The 17402-nt window shown below is 37.8% G+C and carries 17 protein-coding genes, 1 pseudogene and 1 other annotated feature; of the genes and pseudogenes, 13 read left to right on the top strand and 5 right to left on the bottom strand.

Annotation, left to right across the window (positions count from 1 at the left end; genetic code table 11):
- Window positions 1–10 precede the first annotated feature (10 nt).
- The 3 genes from M1D81_RS05660 (at window position 11) to M1D81_RS05670 (ending at window position 4510) form a co-directional block, all read left to right on the top strand.
- On the top strand, window positions 11–1855 hold the full coding sequence (locus M1D81_RS05660; RefSeq protein ID WP_456265366.1) for a hypothetical protein: 1845 nt from the start codon (window positions 11–13) through the stop codon (window positions 1853–1855).
- Window positions 1855–3084 carry an MFS transporter gene (locus M1D81_RS05665; RefSeq protein ID WP_456265365.1) on the top strand — a complete coding sequence of 410 codons (1230 nt, stop codon included), beginning with the start codon at window positions 1855–1857 and terminating at the stop codon, window positions 3082–3084. Before M1D81_RS05660 ends, M1D81_RS05665 begins: the two co-directional genes overlap by 1 nt.
- A gap of 673 nt (window positions 3085–3757) precedes the next feature.
- Window positions 3758–4510, top strand: coding sequence for a YjbA family protein (locus tag M1D81_RS05670; RefSeq protein ID WP_024426484.1), 753 nt, complete (start codon window positions 3758–3760; stop codon window positions 4508–4510).
- Between the two features lie 58 nt (window positions 4511–4568).
- Here the strand turns inward: M1D81_RS05670 and M1D81_RS05675 are convergent.
- Together M1D81_RS05675 and trpS are read right to left on the bottom strand one after the other, a co-directional pair.
- Window positions 4569–5719 (bottom strand): IS3 family transposase gene (locus M1D81_RS05675; protein ID WP_456265364.1). Its coding sequence is split into 2 segments (ribosomal slippage): window positions 4569–5446 and window positions 5446–5719, totalling 1152 coding nucleotides; the frame shifts between segments, so codons are not numbered across the junction.
- Window positions 5720–5833: 114 nt separating this feature from the next.
- Window positions 5834–6829: a tryptophan--tRNA ligase gene (gene trpS, locus M1D81_RS05680; RefSeq protein ID WP_456265363.1), complete on the bottom strand. Its 996-nt coding sequence runs from the start codon at window positions 6827–6829 to the stop codon at window positions 5834–5836.
- A 53-nt stretch (window positions 6830–6882) separates the two neighbouring features.
- Window positions 6883–7103: a binding site (T-box leader), on the bottom strand.
- A 482-nt stretch (window positions 7104–7585) separates the two neighbouring features.
- On the opposite strand from trpS, the gene M1D81_RS05685 reads away from it, so the two are divergent.
- The 8 genes from M1D81_RS05685 (at window position 7586) to spxA (ending at window position 14916) form a co-directional block, all read left to right on the top strand.
- The gene (locus M1D81_RS05685; protein ID WP_456265362.1) at window positions 7586–9223 is read left to right on the top strand and encodes a peptide ABC transporter substrate-binding protein; all 1638 of its coding nucleotides are present in this window, start codon (window positions 7586–7588) and stop codon (window positions 9221–9223) included.
- Between the two features lie 116 nt (window positions 9224–9339).
- A complete protein-coding gene (locus tag M1D81_RS05690; protein ID WP_456265361.1) occupies window positions 9340–10284 on the top strand; it encodes an ABC transporter permease in 945 nt (314 codons plus the stop codon).
- 3 nt (window positions 10285–10287) lie between these two features.
- Window positions 10288–11205: an ABC transporter permease gene (locus M1D81_RS05695; protein WP_429943881.1), complete on the top strand. Its 918-nt coding sequence runs from the start codon at window positions 10288–10290 to the stop codon at window positions 11203–11205.
- Between the two features lie 12 nt (window positions 11206–11217).
- Window positions 11218–12297, top strand: a complete 1080-nt coding sequence (locus M1D81_RS05700) for an ABC transporter ATP-binding protein (protein WP_060699594.1) — start codon at window positions 11218–11220, stop codon at window positions 12295–12297.
- A gap of 1 nt (window position 12298) precedes the next feature.
- On the top strand, window positions 12299–13219 hold the full coding sequence (locus M1D81_RS05705) for an ABC transporter ATP-binding protein (RefSeq protein ID WP_456265360.1): 921 nt from the start codon (window positions 12299–12301) through the stop codon (window positions 13217–13219).
- Window positions 13220–13323: 104 nt separating this feature from the next.
- Window positions 13324–13611, top strand: a complete 288-nt coding sequence (locus M1D81_RS05710) for a hypothetical protein (RefSeq protein ID WP_044334753.1) — start codon at window positions 13324–13326, stop codon at window positions 13609–13611.
- A 137-nt stretch (window positions 13612–13748) separates the two neighbouring features.
- Entirely contained in the window at window positions 13749–14327 is a 579-nt protein-coding gene (locus tag M1D81_RS05715; RefSeq protein ID WP_024425040.1) for a GNAT family N-acetyltransferase, read from the top strand.
- A gap of 193 nt (window positions 14328–14520) precedes the next feature.
- Window positions 14521–14916, top strand: a complete 396-nt coding sequence (spxA, locus tag M1D81_RS05720; RefSeq protein ID WP_003211421.1) for a transcriptional regulator SpxA — start codon at window positions 14521–14523, stop codon at window positions 14914–14916.
- Between the two features lie 39 nt (window positions 14917–14955).
- Here the strand turns inward: spxA and M1D81_RS05725 are convergent, their stop codons facing one another.
- Window positions 14956–15621: a TerC family protein gene (locus M1D81_RS05725; RefSeq protein ID WP_456265359.1), complete on the bottom strand. Its 666-nt coding sequence runs from the start codon at window positions 15619–15621 to the stop codon at window positions 14956–14958.
- Between the two features lie 157 nt (window positions 15622–15778).
- Between M1D81_RS05725 and M1D81_RS05730 the strand changes: the two are divergent.
- A pseudogene (locus tag M1D81_RS05730) lies at window positions 15779–16102 on the top strand (peptidoglycan-binding domain-containing protein); the annotation flags it as partial.
- Between the two features lie 50 nt (window positions 16103–16152).
- On the opposite strand, the gene M1D81_RS05735 reads toward M1D81_RS05730, so the two are convergent.
- Complete coding sequence (locus M1D81_RS05735; protein ID WP_268416488.1) at window positions 16153–16302, bottom strand: hypothetical protein; 150 nt, start codon at window positions 16300–16302, stop codon at window positions 16153–16155.
- Between the two features lie 115 nt (window positions 16303–16417).
- Here M1D81_RS05735 and M1D81_RS05740 point away from each other — a divergent pair, with 115 nt between their 5' ends.
- On the top strand, window positions 16418–17002 hold the full coding sequence (locus tag M1D81_RS05740) for a hypothetical protein (protein ID WP_268416487.1): 585 nt from the start codon (window positions 16418–16420) through the stop codon (window positions 17000–17002).
- Between the two features lie 29 nt (window positions 17003–17031).
- Here the strand turns inward: M1D81_RS05740 and M1D81_RS05745 are convergent, their stop codons facing one another.
- Window positions 17032–17367 carry a YolD-like family protein gene (locus M1D81_RS05745; RefSeq protein WP_268416486.1) on the bottom strand — a complete coding sequence of 112 codons (336 nt, stop codon included), beginning with the start codon at window positions 17365–17367 and terminating at the stop codon, window positions 17032–17034.
- Between the last annotated feature and the right edge of the window lie 35 nt (window positions 17368–17402).

A 17402-nucleotide genomic window follows, 5' to 3' on the forward strand; every position in this document is an offset into this window, starting at 1 on the left:
AGGAGAAAAAATGTTAATTAGACCACTTAGGGTTGATTATGTAGCTAGTAAAAATTATATTATCACTGTTGATACGCAAGGTGTACTACACCGTTTAAATGATAAATTAGAAGTTGTTAAAAGTTCAGCAGCACCGCTAATTAATACGAAGGTTTATTGTCTTACTGCAACGGACGATTATATTTATACTCGTGATTACTTTGGAGTCTTAAGTAAATACTGTATTGAAACCTTAAAAAAATTACAGACACTACATACTGAACATTATGTATTATCAGAAAAAATATTACAAAATGAAGAGCCGTCACCTTCAAATGCGAGAGGTATTCGAGTGTTCGGAGAGTTTCTATATACAACTAATGGTTTTGGGCAAATTATGAAATTAAATAAAGAATCATTGGTTGTTGAGGAGATAATTGAACACCCTAGTAATGAAAAGACATTCATTGATTATTTTAATGTGGAAAATGATATTGAACAAATTATTACAGATAAGGAAGGAAATTTGTTTTTCGGTGATTTAAGTAAGCTTGAATTTAACAGAAAAATTAAAGTTGATGAGGGAAGTGTACATGTAGTTAGGTATGATCCTAAGAATAACCGTTACATCGCTACACAAGATTATGGTTTGGAAAATTCATATGGTATTGAGTCAGGTCTTGCAATCATTGATCCCGAATCACTCACGTTTACAAGTCACCCATTCACAACAGATGATGTTGAATTTATTTTCTTTGACAAACACTTCACTGAAATTTATACTGGAGGATTTGATGGGAAAATTTATGTATTTGATAATATGACCCCTAGTCTTAAACTTAAGCGAACCTTGGGTCCATTTAATCACCAGATTTCATATGGTCTCATGCTGAATGATGATAGAATATTAGTTCTTTTACAATCTGGAGAAATGCTGATTGTTGATAAATATGGAAATGAATTAGAAAAGTTGGATTTTGATTATGTTTGCTATTGGGATTTTGTGAATGGTGAAAGTTCAGATGAATTCTATGCTCCAAATGGCAAAGGGATTACTAAATTTGTTGTTGAGGAGGTCAATGATTCAGATATTATAATAAGAGAAAAAGAGAAATTTGTATATAACTTTGGCTTAATATTTAAATTAGTGCGTGTAAACAGCTCAAGATTTGTTGCTTTATCTAGAAAAAATTTAATTTTTAGCTTTGATGAAAATGGCTATGTTCTATGGAGTACAAATTTAGAATATCTGCCTAAAAGTATATCGTGCTGCTCGAATAAACAAGTTGCAATGGTAGGGTTAGATAATGGAATAATGCAAGAAATAGACTTAAATAATGGTAGATTATTAAGAAGAAAAAATTTCGATGCGGCCGTTACTACTTCTATATTTAATGGGGAAGATGTTGTAATAGGAACTTCCAATGATTCTCTTCACTTTATTGATTATGTCACATTTGAAGAAAGTCATAAATCGCTCAATTTAAAAGGGTATCCAAAAAGAATTCGACTTGAGGGACAGTATCTAGTTTTAACAGGTGGTGGATTCGGTTATATTGAAATTGATAAAGATACCTATGACATTAACAAAAGAATGGTAGGTGACTTGCTTTATAATACAAGAGAAGAATCTATAAGAATAGATGATTACATTTTAATTTCTTCTTATGGCCACCAAATGGGTGTATATAATTACGAAAATAATCAGATTGTTTATTTAATTGAGAGGTTGCCAGACTATGTAAAAGCAATTAAACATTATAAGGGAGGAAATGGGGAGAATTATTTAATTATTGGTGGAAATAATGGATTCTTACAATGCTATCGAGTCAATAAAGATGGATCACTCCTATTAATAAAGGAATATATTTTTTAATGCGAAAGTTAAGGTTACTATTAGCGGCTAACCTGATTTCAACTGTGGGAACCGGAGTAACTTCTTATTTAATCATTTGGTTGTTGATAGACCAATTGAATCAATCAGTATTGTATGGAATTTTAACCATTGCCACGATGATTTTTGTGTTCTTTGCTTCGCCCTTTTTAGGAAGCTTGGTTGATAGACACTCTCGGAAAGCTATCTTCCTGCAATTAGAATTAATAGGTGCGTTCATGCTGATTGTTTTTCTCATCCTCTTTGATATTTCAAATTTCCTTAATATTTTTCTTGTCGTTTTATTAACACTATATAATACAATTTATGATTCAATAAAATACCCAACGTTATCAGCTTTAACTCAAGAAATGTTTAAAGAGGATGAGTATAGTAAAGTCAATAGTAGTTTAGAAGTTCAGGGGCAAGCAGCTTTGATGATTAGCTCTAGTTTAGCCGCTTTTATGATCGGTCAAATATCCATCACCCTTATATTGGTTATGAATATCATGACATTTCTTGCCGCTTCAATTATCATATACAAACTTCCTTATCAACGAAGTCGTGTGGTAGAAGAGGAGACCAATGCCACGAAGAGTGTATCATACTGGGTTAACTTTAGGTCTTCACTTCAATACCTAACTCAACGGAAAGTTTTGTTCGTAATTTTATTAACGACTTTTGTGCCTAGTATTGTTATTATTGTGGCAAATTATTTGGATCCAATTTTTATTTATCAATTTTTGAATGAAGGTCCCTCAGTAATTGGTATTGCAAATATCTTTTACGCAGTCGGAGCAATTGGCGCTGGTTTCGTAGCCTATCAAATGTCAAAGAGACTTCCACATATTCAAGGTGTCATTATGTTTATGATCGTATTTGCTATTTCAACAGTTGTTATCTTTCTTTTCCCTCACTCTGTGACATTTATTGTAGCAAGTTTTTTTTGGGGTCATTCAAATGCTGCCATTAGAGTATTTAGAAAAAGTTATATGTTCCAACATGTTGATAATGCATATATGGGACGTGTCAACTCATTAATTAATGCATGTAAGTTATTAGGTCAGATTGCTTTAATTGGAACTTTAACTATAACTGTTGTGCCAGCTGGAAAATCTCAATATGGATATCTTATTTTATTCATCATCGTATTTGCTGCTCTATTCATCACATCATATTTATGTATGAAAAACTTTAATTACAAGAATGAAAAAAAGTATACTTCTGTCTGAGAGTTGACTTAAGATAGAGGAGCGTTAACGGAAATTGGTTATATGAATTGATCAATTGTTTTGTGTGTTTTAATTTTGCTAAAATAAATATTAACATTGAAATCAGAAAAAGCAGACTTTACTTTAAAACACATCCCACTCCATCTTGCTGCACGAGTTTCAAGTATTAGGTTTTCATTTTAGGATGATTGAAGCTTTTTCCTTACTTGCTTGGAAAATTAAAACCAGGTTGTATTTTAATTACAACGACAATCATTATGGGATTTTGTATGAAGTTTATCATACCAGTTGAGTTTCTAGAAGCACTGTTTGGGTTACAGTCAGTCTACCTTTTGGTTTTTTTATCGGGTCCAATGAATGCCTTATTAAATGTGCCGATTAGCAGTTTATTTCTGGGACTTACTCATTACTCCACATGCTTATAGGAGTCATGCGATTCCCATCTTACAAATGTTATCTAACTTCATTCTTGGCATTGCCAGTATTTTTTCTAAATATATTGGTGTCATATGGATTACTGATATCTCTGGTGTTTTCCGTCTTATTAACTGCCGCGAAAAAAATAAAGGCAAACCACCTGTCGCTCAGCTTGAAGTTTTGATAAAGTTGGAATAATTTCTCTATCCCTTGCCCATACTGTGGACAACAGTTTTTATAAAGTGAGGGATTGGTTATGTTATTTCTTCATGACGTATGGGTGAATTGGTTTGAAGGGGAAGAAAATGGCTACAATGTGTGTCATTTTCATGAGTGGCGTAAGGAGGACAGCGTTGAACTGTTAGATCAAGTGCCTTTACTTAAGGTGCAGAGCCCTTTGTTTGATTACATAGAGAATGATCTATCAGAGCTGCCGAAGACACTGCTAGAGTCTGTATTTGAGAAATCCTATATTCGAAAAAATCATGAACGCCGTAAATTAGAGTATTGCTTTGTGGTCACAGACGGCATTCGAATTATTGCTGTAGATACGATTGGGTATTCCATACCTGTGAGAAAAAGCCGCTTGATCCCAAGGCAGGAGCAATTGGTTTATGAAATGGTGAAAGATGTGAAGGCAGAGGAATATGAATTTTCTAAGGACAGCCTTGAATCGACGAAGGAGTATCACATTCTATCACTGCCGCCGCAGCATATCAGCGGATTAACGAGAAAAGAAAGACAGCTGAAACAGCTGATGTTTATGGCGCTCGATCAATTAAAAGGGCTCAAAAACAGGGCGGAGATTGCGTATTGGTATACGGAATGGAACCCGCGCATGTACAACCAAATCAAACGAATGTCTTTCGAAGAGATTTGGAACATGCTTTACAATGAAACGATTGATGGGTGGTCAGAGAATCATTTAGCCTTCTGTGAAAAAATGATTAAAGGACAGCCTTTTTTCGAAAAGCTTTGGGAAATGGAAAACGAATCAAAAGTAAATTAAAAAAAGCTTGCAGCGAGTGGGACTGACCCCCGTTTTTGAGACAGGGATCAAAACACCTTTATACAGCCAATTGCCGATAGTTTATCGGTGATTGGTTGTTTAGTTTCGTTTGAATACGAATGTTGTTATAATAATAAATGTATTCTTTGACAGTGCGTTCTACGATGTTGGTCGTAGTTCGATCAATGCTGTTAAGATAGAACGTTTCAGACTTTAGTGAGGAATGAAACGATTCGATGGAGGCATTATCAGCGGGTGTCCCTTTACGGGACATGCTCATGGTAATGCCTTTTATATGAACAGCTTTCTGATACTCGTAAGATGTATACACAGAACCTTGGTCGCTATGTAACACGCAGTTCTCAGGCAGTGCTGGGAGCTGATCAAGTGTGTTTAAGATAAAGTCTGTGTCCTGCTTATCACCAATCGTAAAAGCAATCACTTCTCCATTATATAAATCCAATATACTGGAAAGGTACAATTGTTTCTGTCCATAAGGCAAATACGTGATGTCCGTTACTAGTTTTTCAAGAGGGCGATCAGACTGAAAGTTCCGATCGAGTATATTACCAGCCACGGCATAGGGTTGCCCATTCTTCTTACGCTTTTTCATTTTAACCCGGCATTGCCACTGGTTTTTCTGCATGATACGTTGAACAGTTTTATGGTTAATACGCATTCCCACTTTTAGTATGGCTGTAATTTTTCGGTATCCATATCGATACTTGTGCTCTCGGCACAACGTGCCGATTTGTTTCTCTAGTTGTCTTTTAGAATGATTCTGAGTCAGATTCTTTTTCCATCTATAGAACGAAGCGCGTGAGATGCCTAAATGGACACAGATGTCCTGTACTGTCATCTTTTTGCGCAATTCTTCTACCAGTTTGATTGACGTTTCCTTATCAACTTCCTTTCCAATTCGTTGTACTTTTTTAAAACTTCATTCTGTTGACTCAGATAGCGATTTTCTGCCCGCAGTCTCTCTAATTCGGAAGAGTACTCGGGACCCTTTCCATAGGTATATTGTTTTCCAACAGGCTGTTCGAACCGGTGTGTATCCCCAGCCTTATGCCACCTCACCCATGTTTGAACCTGCGTTTTATTTTTGATATTCAATTCTTGCATGATCTCTTTCATAGGTACGCCTGCCAATCTCATGTCTACAGCCTTCTGTTTGACTTCAACCGGATAACTCACTCTTGTCCCCATAGAAAAACACCTCCATGTTTTATATCGGATCACAACGATCCGTTTTCAAACTTGAAGGTGTTTTTTATTTGTCTCATCTTATGGGGTCAGTCCCAGTCGTGCTGCAAGCTTTTTTTATTTGCGTTTTCTGCCAAGACCCATCGCATTCTCCATTTTTTTCAGCATTTTGTTTGCTGCGCGGTTTGCTTTTTCAGCACCTTCGTCTAGAATGCGGTCAAGCTCGTCTGATTCAATGAGTTCATAGTATCGATCTTGAATTGGTTTTAAAGCATCAACGACAACGTTCGCAAGATCTCCTTTAAACTCACCATATCCTTTGCCTTCGTACTTTTGCTCCAGCTCTGCAATGGGTATGTTGCCTAATACAGAATAAATCGTCAGCAAGTTGGCAATTCCAGGCTTGTTTTCTTTGTCATACTTGACGATGCCTTCTGAATCCGTCACAGCACTTTTAATTTTCTTTTCAAGCTGCTTTGGTTCATCTAATAAGGTAATGAAAGATTTTTGGTTCGGATCGGATTTGCTCATTTTTTTCGTTGGATCTGTTAAAGACATAATCCGAGCGCCTTCTTTTGGAATTTTCACTTCAGGCACAGTGAAGATGTCATTGTACTTTCGGTTAAAGCGTTCAGCAAGCGTTCTAGTCAATTCAAGATGCTGCTTTTGGTCTTCTCCAACAGGGACTAAATCAGTACCATATAATAAGATATCGCCAGCCATTAATGGGGGATACGTTAATAGACCTGAAACAACTGCTTCTTTTCCAGCGGATTTGTCCTTAAATTGGGTCATTCTTTCTAATTCCCCAATATAAGCAACACATTGAAGCATCCATCCTGCCTGGGCGTGAGCAGGTACCTCTGATTGGATAAACAATGTCGCTTTCTCTGGATCAAGACCAACCGCTAAATAGAGAGCTGCTAAGCTTCTAATATTTTGGCGGAGAGCTAATCGGTCCTGACTCACTGTAATCGCATGCTGATCCACGACACAAAAATAGCCATTATAGTCATGCTGCAAATCGACAAATTGCTTCATTGCTCCAATATAGTTCCCTAATGTGACAGAACCGCTCGGCTGAATGCCTGAAAAAATTGTCTTCTTTGTCATACTAAAACCTCTTTTCTTCAATATAAAAAGGCCCACCCATCACTTTTCAACAGAAAAGGGACGAATGAACCGTGGTACCACCCTTGTTATTTCACATAGAAATCACTCAAGACGTTGATAACGGAGACTGCTCCGTCTAAGCCTACTCACTTTTTTAGAAGTGTTCGGTTAGCTGCTCCAAAGCCCATTCCATACATGCCATTATCTGCTCACACCGGCCGCAGACTCTCTGTAAATGGTGAATATATGTACTCTTCTTTTTCATCGCAACAGTATGTCTATCTATTATAAAGGATGACCATGAAAAAGTCACGAAGCCATTATGTGACCTTCTCATCATGCCTATTGACACTTAAAATTTTAGATAAAATACCAAATATCTGTCAGATTCTTTTAAAAAAGGATGATTAATTATATGTATAAAACATTATTCCAGCTGAATTTGTTAAATTATTTTAATCAATTTACGCTTTAATTTGTTGAAGTGATTGAGACTTTAGTTTATAAAAATCCCTCTTTATCCCCATTTACGTTTTTAAAAAATATATGAAATTGATATTGCAATAAATTATTCTATTCATTATAATGAATTTGTTCACACGTTTGTGCTAGGCTCTTTACATAGTGAAAATTCAGAAAAAACAAAAGAAATAGAAAGTAAGCTATTTAGGGACTTTTTTACGCTATTTCTTAAATCTGAATCTCATCTTCTATCGAGACCTTTGAACTAAAAACATATTATAAGGGGGAATACAGTTGAAAAAGCGTTGGTCTGTTGTTACTTTAATGCTTATTTTCACACTTGTATTAAGCGCTTGTGGTTTCAGCGGAAACAAATCAGGCGACAGCACGAGCAGTTCTGGAGAGGCTAAAACAACATTAAATGTGAATATCTCCACTGAGCCTTTTTCTCTACATCCGGGATTGGCAAATGATTCAACTTCAGGCAGTGTCATCCGTCAGACTTTTGAGGGATTAACAAGAATTAACGCTGAAGGAAAGCCAGAAAATGCAATGGCTTCTGATATCAAAACAAGTGCTGATGGTAAAACTTATACATTCACACTTCGTGATGCAAAATGGTCTAATGGTGACCCTGTAAAAGCAGAAGATTTTGAATATGCTTGGAAATGGGCATTAGATCCTAAAAATGAATCTCAATATGCTTACCAGCTTTACTATATTAAAGGTGCTGAAGCAGCAAACAAAGGGAAAGCGAAAGTTGCTGATGTTGGCATTAAAGCTAAAGATGACAAAACGCTTGTAGTTGAGCTAGAGAATCCAACACCGTTCTTTACTGAACTAACTGCATTCTATACTTATATGCCAGTCAACAAAAAAGTGGCTGAAAAGAATAAAAACTGGTACACAAATGCTGGTGAAAACTACGTATCTAACGGACCATTCGTTCTTTCTAAATGGAAACATGGCGGTTCTATCACGCTTGAAAAGAACAATGAATACTGGGATAAAGATACTGTGAAATTGAAAAAAATCAACATGTCTATGATCAAAGATACAAACACTGAACTTAGCATGTTCAAAAAAGGCGAGCTTGACTGGGCTGGTATGCCAACTGGAAGCCTTCCAACTGAGTCTTTAAAAACATTGAAAAAAGAGGGCGGTCTGAAAATCCAAACGATCGCTGGTATCTATAACTACAAATTCAACACAAAAGTAAAACCTTTAAACAATGCAAATATCCGTAAGGCCTTGACATACTCAATCAACCGTCAAGCGATCGTTGACAAAATTACGCAAGGTGAGCAAGTTCCAGCAATGGCAATCGTTCCACCAACAATGGAAGGATTCACAGATAACAAAACTGGCTACTTCAAAGATCACGATGTAGATACAGCTAAAAAGCTTCTTGAAAAAGGTGTGAAAGAATTAGGTTATAAGTCTGTTTCTGATCTTCCAACATTGAAACTTTCTTACAACACAGATGAAGGCCACCAAAAGATTGCACAAGCAATTCAAGAAATGTGGAAAAAAGATTTAGGTGTGAAAGTTGAACTTGATAACTCTGAGTGGAACGTATACATCGACAAAATCCACAGCGGAGACTACCAAATCGGACGTATGGGCTGGTTAGGTGACTTCAACGATCCGGTGAACTTCCTTGAGCTTTACAAAGATAAAGACGGTGGAAACAATGATACTGGATGGGAAAGCAAAGAGTACAAACAATTGTTGAATGATTCGGCAAAAGAAACAGATAAAACGAAGCGTGAAGAAATGCTGAAAAAAGCAGAAGAAATTCTCATCAACGATATGCCTGTTGCACCAATTTACTTCTACACTCAGCCTTGGGTACAAGATCCTAAACTAAAAGGTGTAGTTGTATCTGGACTAGGTGATGTTCAATACAAATGGGCACATTTCGAAAAGTAAGAGTAATAGTGTAAGAGATCTACGGCAAGGATCTTAAGGTATATGGAGGATGTCTCTCCATATACCTTTCTTGCTGATTAGAGAAATTGTTGTAAAATCATGGAGGTGCAATTCCGTTGCTTAAATATATCGGTAAGCGATTAATATATATTTTAATCACACTGTTTGTAATTGTAACTGCAACTTTCTTTCTCATGCAGGCAGCACCTGGTGGTCCATTCTCTGGTGAGAAGAAACTTCCTGCTGAAATTGAAGCAAACCTAAACGAGCACTACGGGTTGGACAAGCCCTTATTTGTTCAATATGTAAGCTACCTAGGTTCAGTTGCAACATTAGATTTTGGTCCCTCATTTAAATATAAAGGACAAACCGTAAATGACTTAATCAGTTCTGGATTCCCCGTTTCCTTTACCCTCGGAATTGAGGCAATTCTCCTCGCATTAGCATTTGGTGTATTGTTTGGGGTCCTTGCAGCGCTCTATCATAACAAGTGGCAAGACTATACGATTGCCATTTTAACGATCTTTGGAATTTCAGTTCCAAGTTTCATTTTAGCGGCGCTACTACAATATGTATTTGCATCTGAGGCAAGTATTATAGCGATCTTCCCAGTTGCAGGATGGGAGTCTTGGGCAAGCACCGTACTACCTTCTATTGCACTTTCCTTCATGCCGATGGCATTTATCGCTAGACTTGCACGGTCAAGTATGCTTGAAGTACTAAATAGTGACTACATTAGAACGGCTAGAGCGAAAGGATTAACAAAATCTGCTGTGACGATCAAACACGCCATCCGAAACGCATTGTTACCTGTTATCACATACATGGGACCAATGGCTGCTTCAGTTTTAACAGGTAGTTTTATCGTTGAGAAGATTTTTGGTATCCCTGGATTAGGCTCTCACTTTGTCACAAGCATTACAAACCGTGATTACACCGTCATCATGGGTGTCACAGTCTTCTACAGTATTATTCTATTAATCAGTATTCTAGTCGTTGACGTCCTCTACGGTATTATCGATCCTAGAATTAAACTGACGAAGGCGAAGAAAGGGGTCTAACACATGGAAGAGATGAGAAAAGATTTATTTGTGCCTGCGACAGCTGACGCAGCAGAATCTGAAAAAATTTCTAAACCTAGTCTATCTTTATGGAAGGATGCCATGCTTCGCTTCCGTGCAAATAAACTTGCAATGGTTGGACTTACAATCATTTTTATTATTGTGATGCTGGCCATCTTTGTTCCGATATTTTCTAAATATGATTACTCCACAACTGATTTGCTGAATGCTGACCAGCCGCCTTCAAAAGAGCACTGGTTTGGTACAGATGATTTAGGACGTGACATGTTTGTCCGTACATGGGTCGGGGCAAGAATTTCGATCTTCATCGGTCTTGCTGCAGCGGTTCTTGACGTGATCATAGGTATTATCTGGGGAAGTATTGCTGCGTTCAAAGGCGGCCGTACAGATGAAGTGATGATGCGTATCGCAGACGTTTTATGGGCAATTCCAACACTATTAATGGTTATCTTAATGATGGTTGTTCTGCCAAAAGGATTATTAACGATTATCCTCGCCATGACAGTCGTAGGCTGGATTAACATGGCACGTATTGTTCGGGGACAGGTTTTACAATTAAAGAGTCAAGAATACGTTCTTGCAGCACAAACATTAGGTGCGAAAACATCTAGACTTTTATTTAAACACTTAATTCCAAACTCAATGGGACCAATTCTTGTGACGATGACATTAACGATTCCTTCTGCTATCTTCACAGAGGCATTCCTAAGCTACCTAGGGCTTGGTGTGCCGGCTCCGTTAGCGAGCTGGGGAACAATGGCGTCTGACGGAATTCCAGCCATGACGTACTATCCTTGGAGATTATGGTTCCCAGCCGCATTTATCTGTATTACAATGTTTGGTTTTAACGTGGTTGGAGACGGACTAAGAGACGCTTTAGATCCGAAGTTGCGTAAATAAGGAGTGATTAGGATGGAACGTGAACGTATTCTAGAGGTGAAAGACCTTGCAATTTCATTTAAAACATATGGTGGAGAGGTTCAAGCCATTCGTGGTGTGAACTTCCACTTAAATAAAGGCGAGACACTTGCTATTGTAGGTGAATCTGGCTCTGGTAAAAGTGTGACATCACAAGCGATCATGAGATTAATTCCGATGCCGCCGGGTTATTTCAAGCGCGGACAGATCCTGTTTGATGGGCAAGATATTGTCAAGAAAACTGAAAAACAAATGCAAACCATTCGGGGAAAAGACATCTCAATGATCTTTCAAGATCCGATGACGTCTTTGAATCCAACGATGAAAGTCGGGAAACAAATTACAGAAGTGCTGTTCAAGCATGAGCAAATTTCAAAAGAAGCGGCTGAAAAAAGAGCCATTGAACTATTGGAGCTTGTAGGAATTCCAATGCCCGAAAAAAGAATTAAACAATATCCACACGAATTTAGTGGCGGGATGAGACAAAGGGTTGTCATCGCCATGGCGCTTGCTGCAGATCCAAAGCTGCTGATTGCCGATGAGCCGACGACTGCACTTGATGTAACAATTCAGGCGCAAATTTTAGAATTAATGAAAGAAATTCAGCAAAAGGTTGAAACTTCGATTATCTTTATTACGCATGATCTAGGTGTTGTTGCCAATGTCGCTGATCGTGTAGCCGTTATGTATGCAGGACAGATTGTAGAGACAGGGACTGTTGATGAAATTTTCTACAATCCAAAGCATCCGTATACATGGGGACTTTTAGCATCAATGCCGAGCCTTGACACAGATGGCGGAGACGAAGGAAAGCTGACTGCCATTCCAGGAACACCGCCAGATCTGACAAACCCGCCGAAAGGAGATGCATTTGCACTCCGCAGCGATTATGCAATGAAAATTGACTTCGAACAAGAACCGCCAATGTTCAAAGTATCAGATACGCATTATGTGAAATCATGGCTACTTCATCCGAATGCACCTAAAGTTGAACCGCCTGCTTCTGTAAAGGCGAGAATGCGTGAACTAGAAGGTAGCTACGAAAAACCTGTATTAGTAAAAGAGGGTGAATAGCATGGCAGAAAAACTGTTAGAAATCAAAAATTTGAAACAGCATTTCCATACAGCAAGAGGAACTGTGAAAGCAGTTGACGGGGTTTCATTTGATATTTACAAAGGTGAAACGCTTGGTCTTGTAGGTGAGTCTGGTTGTGGTAAATCCACTACGGGCCGTTCGATCATTAGACTTTATGATGCGACAGATGGTGAAGTTCTTTATAAAGGGGAAAATGTACACGGGAAGAAATCAAGACAAAAAATGCTTGAATTCAACCGTCAAATGCAGATGATCTTCCAAGATCCATATGCTTCACTTAACCCTAGAATGACAGTGCTTGACATCATTGCAGAGGGCATCGACATTCATGGCCTTGCAAAAACAAAACAGGCACGTAAAGAGCGTGTGTACCAATTACTTGAAACTGTTGGCTTGAACAAAGAGCATGCGAACAGATACCCGCATGAATTCTCAGGCGGTCAAAGGCAGCGTATCGGAATTGCACGTGCATTAGCAGTAGAGCCGGATTTCATCATCGCCGATGAACCAATCTCTGCATTAGACGTGTCGATCCAAGCGCAGGTCGTCAATTTATTGAAAGAGCTTCAAGAGGAAAAAGGTTTAACGTACTTATTCATTGCCCATGACTTGTCCATGGTAAAATACATCAGCGATCGTATCGGCGTGATGTATTTCGGAAAATTGGTTGAGCTGGCACCAGCGAATGAATTATACGAAAACCCGCTTCATCCATATACAAAATCATTGCTGTCTGCGATTCCGCTTCCAGATCCTGATTATGAGCGTAACCGCAAACGAATCAAGTATGATCCATCTGTTCACAAAGGAACAAACACCGGGTTCCGTGAAGTGAAGCCAGGTCACTTTGTGAGCTGCACAGAGGAAGAATTCAAAGAGCTACAGGCGAAACAATCATAAGAAGGAGAAGCACTGCTAAGTCAGTGCTTTTTTTTTTTATTTTACAAAAAAACAACATGATGGTAATTTTTAGTTAAGTACAAGCAGATACCGGAGGAAATCAAATGTTAAATTGGAAAACCTTTCGTTATTCATTGCTTCATGTTCTCATTGTATTCATGCTTTTTTCAACGTCTTTTTTCAGGAAACCAAACGGAGGAAAGTGGATGCTCGCGTTTATGGTGCTCATTGGGATTGTGTCTTTTTCAGTGGAATATATGCTTAACCGAAAGACAAGCGGTCAGAAGCAAGAAGCACGGCGTGTAAAATATCTTTATTTCATCATGCTTCAAATTGCCATGACACTTATCCTGTTTGTCTGCATTCAACTCGTCATGAATCGTTCGTTATAAAACTTTTTTTGCGTTAATTGAAAAAAAGTGAAACTACTTTAGACTTTGCTGCGTCTTACTAGTACAGGCGTTTAAATAGCAGGAAATCGGGAATATCTAAGGAAGTGGTTCTTAACTATAGCATAAGGAGCAGATCCATGAATTGGTATGAAAAGCTCAGTGAATATTTCCCGATAGAAGAAATGAAGTCAAAAGAGCATATGGAAGCTTTATTAAAGGAAAGAAGTGATATTTATCATAAGGAGGAAGGACCTCATCATGTGATGATGTACGCCGAATTTGATTCTTTCATCTTTATTGATTATTTATTTGTTTCCAAAGATGCAAGAGGTGAAGGCCTCGGATCAAAGCTTATTCATAAGCTGAAGGAAAAAAAGAAACCGATCTTGCTTGAGGTCGAGCCTGTAGATGAAGATGATGCAGATACTGCAAAACGCCTAAAGTTTTATCAAAGAGAGCACTTCAAGCATGCAGAATCAATCGGTTATAAACGCAGGTCACTTGCAACAAATGAAGTGAACCGCATGGAAATTCTTTATTGGTCGCCTCTTACAAATCATGAGGAAGAGATCATGGAAGCCATGAGGAAAACCTATGAACGAATCCATACGTATAAAGATGAAGAATGGTATGGACAATCGTATGAGGACGTTGATGATGTATTGAAGATCATTGAAAATAGAAAGCAAAAAAATATTTTCGATCATCTCGACTAAATGAGAATGTTCAGACATCAAGCAGCACCACAAAATGAATGAAATTGTCTAGTTTTTGTCACAAAAATTGCAAGAAAATCTGTTCACACTTACTTTTTTATAGTATAATCACTATAAAGATTACTTATTTAGAACAATTTTAATTTAAGAATACAGAACAATATTCATTCTACAAATTGAGGAGTGAAGATTTATGGTAACATTATACACATCACCAAGCTGTACATCATGTAGAAAAGCAAGAGCGTGGTTAGAAGAGCACAATATCCCATATCAAGAGAGAAATATTTTTTCTGAGCCTCTTTCAATCGATGAAATCAAAGAAATTCTTCGAATGACAGAAGACGGTACAGACGAAATTATCTCAACACGTTCAAAAGTATTCCAAAAACTAAATGTCAATGTTGAGACAATGCCGCTTCAACAATTGTATAAACTAATCAATGAGCATCCAGGTCTTTTGCGTCGTCCAATTATCTTGGATGAAAAAAGATTACAAGTTGGGTACAATGAAGATGAAATTAGACGTTTCTTACCAAGAACGGTTCGTACATTCCAACTAAGAGAAGCTCAGCGACTTGCTAACTAATAAAAACACGAAAAGCTGCCGATCATTTGGCAGCTTTTTTTATTTGTTTTCAGCCGTTTGTTCGTAAAAGAGGCTGGCTAATATCACCGTAATGACGGTTAAAAATGGTAGCATCAATTCAAGCGTGGCATGCTGTGACATAAATTCAGTCAATTTCACATCACGTACAATCATTTCTCCGCCAGTAAAGGCCAAAAGTGCACTTCCTCCGTATAAAAGAAACGGAAATTTAGTTAAAGCTGCATGAATCAGCTTGCTTCCCCAAATAATAATCGGTACAGAAATCATGAGGCCAAAAGCGGTCAGAATCATGTTGCCTTTTGCCGCACCTGCAACTGCGATGACATTATCAAGTGACATAAAGAGGTCTGCAATCACAATGGTTTGAACCGCACGCCAAAGGGAGCCGCTGCTCTTTATCCGAATCGATTCCTTCTTTTGTTCAATTAACAGATTGTATCCTATATAAAGGAGAAAAAGACCGCCAATAAACTGCAAATAAGGGATAGTCAATAAATATACTGCGGCACCAGTCATTGTAATTCTCATCAGAACGGCCAAAAGAGTGCCGATCCAAATGGCTTTATTGCGTTTGTCATGTGATAAATTTCGACTGGCCATCGCAATGATGAGCGCATTATCTCCGCCTAAAATCAGGTCTATGCCAATAATCATCAGTAAGGATACGATCCACTCTGTTTCCATCCATTTCACCTCTTGTCCTAATAGAGCTCGTACAACCAATATATGAAGACAATTCAAATATATGTTTCTGCAAGTTTTCTCTGCAAAAAATGCGTTTTTATTTCTTTTATTCATGTTTTATCATAAGGCGGTTTTAGCTGGTACAGTAAAGCAAACAATTACAAAACCAACGAAGGCAACACCAGCACCATCCAAAAAAACAGCTTCCAAGCCTGCTAAAAAGACATACAACCTGCCTTCTGGCATTTTAAAGGTAACAAAGCCTCTTACAAAAGGGTCAGGCGTAAAAGCCGTTCAGGAAGCCCTAGCAGCTGCGTATTACTACCCGGATAAAGGGGCAAAAAACAATGGGGTTGACGGCTATTACGGACCGAAAACAGCGGATGCAGTCAAGCGGTTCCAGCTCATGCATGGACTTGCTGCTGACGGCATATATGGACCGAAGACGAAAACGGCATTAGAAAAGGCGCTGAAAAAGTGAATGAACAAAGTAAAGCCCCTGACTTTTATGATCAGGGGCTTTTTTGATGATTATTTTTCAGAAGACGTTTTTCTGAAAACCTTCTTCACTATGTTTGATCCTAAAAAAACAAAAGCTCCAAAAGTAAGAAGTGTGATTCCAAGAGATACCAAACCGATAAGTGGTGCAATAGTCCGCATTAAATCTGCCTCTATATTCATTACTAAAACCACCTTCCTTAATTTTTCCTTAAAACTCATTGTACACATTTACATATCTATTTATGTATGATTATACTTGCTATGTATTTAAATGTAAAACGGAAGGAGAAACAAAATGAAAACCAAAATCTTTATGTTATTGTCTGCCGTTGTTTTGATTTTAGGTTTAGCCACTCCATCGTCTAGTTTTGCAGCTCAGAAAGAAACACAAAAAGAAGAAGTACCTTTTTTAAGTAATCTGATTACTGAAGAGGTAATGACTACTGAGATTCCATCGACTGAATTTGAAGGTAAAACCGAAAAGACATACAGTAATGGTGTAAAAGTGGTTACAACTGTGGAAGACACCAGTCCTATTAGCACAAAAGCAGATAGTTTCTGTGGTACAAGTGGGAAAGCTGTTAGAGCTATTTTTTACTATGGTGGAACAACTGTTATGACATTAAAAACAAATATTATTTACGAAAAATGCAGAGACAAAAAAGTGAAATACAAATCAACTGAGTATTTCACTGCGGCTGTTACAGATGGAAGCAGTGATTACGGTTCAAAAACTTACAAAGCACAAAAAGGTTCAAGAAATGTTTTCACTTGGACTGGAGAAGTTAACAAGGTGTCAAGTAAGATTTATAAAGGTGACGTCATTTGGCGTATACAAATTGATGGCTATGGTGTACAAGATAGCACTGTAATCGGCTGATTAAAAGCCCTTCCGTTTGGAGGGGCTTTTTAATTTGTCTTTACATTTAGTATATCTGCAAATTTTATTAAGTTTGTATCCGAACGGTTATCTTTTACATGAAACAGTTTCTTTATGTGATCAACGTATACAACTCGTCCCGATACCTCTCGAACAAACCCATCATCAAATAGCTCGAAATTCAGAGCCGAGTCTTCGCTCATAGCAGTTGCTATTGTATACTCAAATTCTTCAATTTGTTCTGGGCTTAATGATGGCCGTTCAATCTTATGCTTTGCAAGATGCAACTGTCTTAAAGCCTCGTTATGTTCTGGTAAGATGAATTTCATCTTCCAGCGATTTTGATCTTTTTCCTCATTCCACATTTCATACACCTCATTAGAGATTATAACCGAATATT

Source organism: Bacillus sp. JZ105 (assembly GCF_053903125.1).

What these genes read in the sequence shown, in the direction of transcription:
- M1D81_RS05740 (WP_268416487.1), top strand. Translation starts at nt 16,418, where the DNA reads ATGAAAACCAAAATCTTTATGTTATTGTCTGCCGTTGTTTTGATTTTA.
- M1D81_RS05710 (WP_044334753.1), top strand. Translation starts at nt 13,324, where the DNA reads ATGTTAAATTGGAAAACCTTTCGTTATTCATTGCTTCATGTTCTCATT.
- trpS (WP_456265363.1), bottom strand. Translation starts at nt 6,829, where the DNA reads ATGACAAAGAAGACAATTTTTTCAGGCATTCAGCCGAGCGGTTCTGTC.
- M1D81_RS05735 (WP_268416488.1), bottom strand. Translation starts at nt 16,302, where the DNA reads ATGAATATAGAGGCAGATTTAATGCGGACTATTGCACCACTTATCGGT.
- spxA (WP_003211421.1), top strand. Translation starts at nt 14,521, where the DNA reads ATGGTAACATTATACACATCACCAAGCTGTACATCATGTAGAAAAGCA.
- M1D81_RS05700 (WP_060699594.1), top strand. Translation starts at nt 11,218, where the DNA reads ATGGAACGTGAACGTATTCTAGAGGTGAAAGACCTTGCAATTTCATTT.
- M1D81_RS05695 (WP_429943881.1), top strand. Translation starts at nt 10,288, where the DNA reads ATGGAAGAGATGAGAAAAGATTTATTTGTGCCTGCGACAGCTGACGCA.
- M1D81_RS05660 (WP_456265366.1), top strand. Translation starts at nt 11, where the DNA reads ATGTTAATTAGACCACTTAGGGTTGATTATGTAGCTAGTAAAAATTAT.
- M1D81_RS05725 (WP_456265359.1), bottom strand. Translation starts at nt 15,621, where the DNA reads ATGGAAACAGAGTGGATCGTATCCTTACTGATGATTATTGGCATAGAC.
- M1D81_RS05715 (WP_024425040.1), top strand. Translation starts at nt 13,749, where the DNA reads ATGAATTGGTATGAAAAGCTCAGTGAATATTTCCCGATAGAAGAAATG.
- M1D81_RS05665 (WP_456265365.1), top strand. Translation starts at nt 1,855, where the DNA reads ATGCGAAAGTTAAGGTTACTATTAGCGGCTAACCTGATTTCAACTGTG.
- M1D81_RS05670 (WP_024426484.1), top strand. Translation starts at nt 3,758, where the DNA reads ATGTTATTTCTTCATGACGTATGGGTGAATTGGTTTGAAGGGGAAGAA.
- M1D81_RS05745 (WP_268416486.1), bottom strand. Translation starts at nt 17,367, where the DNA reads ATGTGGAATGAGGAAAAAGATCAAAATCGCTGGAAGATGAAATTCATC.
- M1D81_RS05705 (WP_456265360.1), top strand. Translation starts at nt 12,299, where the DNA reads ATGGCAGAAAAACTGTTAGAAATCAAAAATTTGAAACAGCATTTCCAT.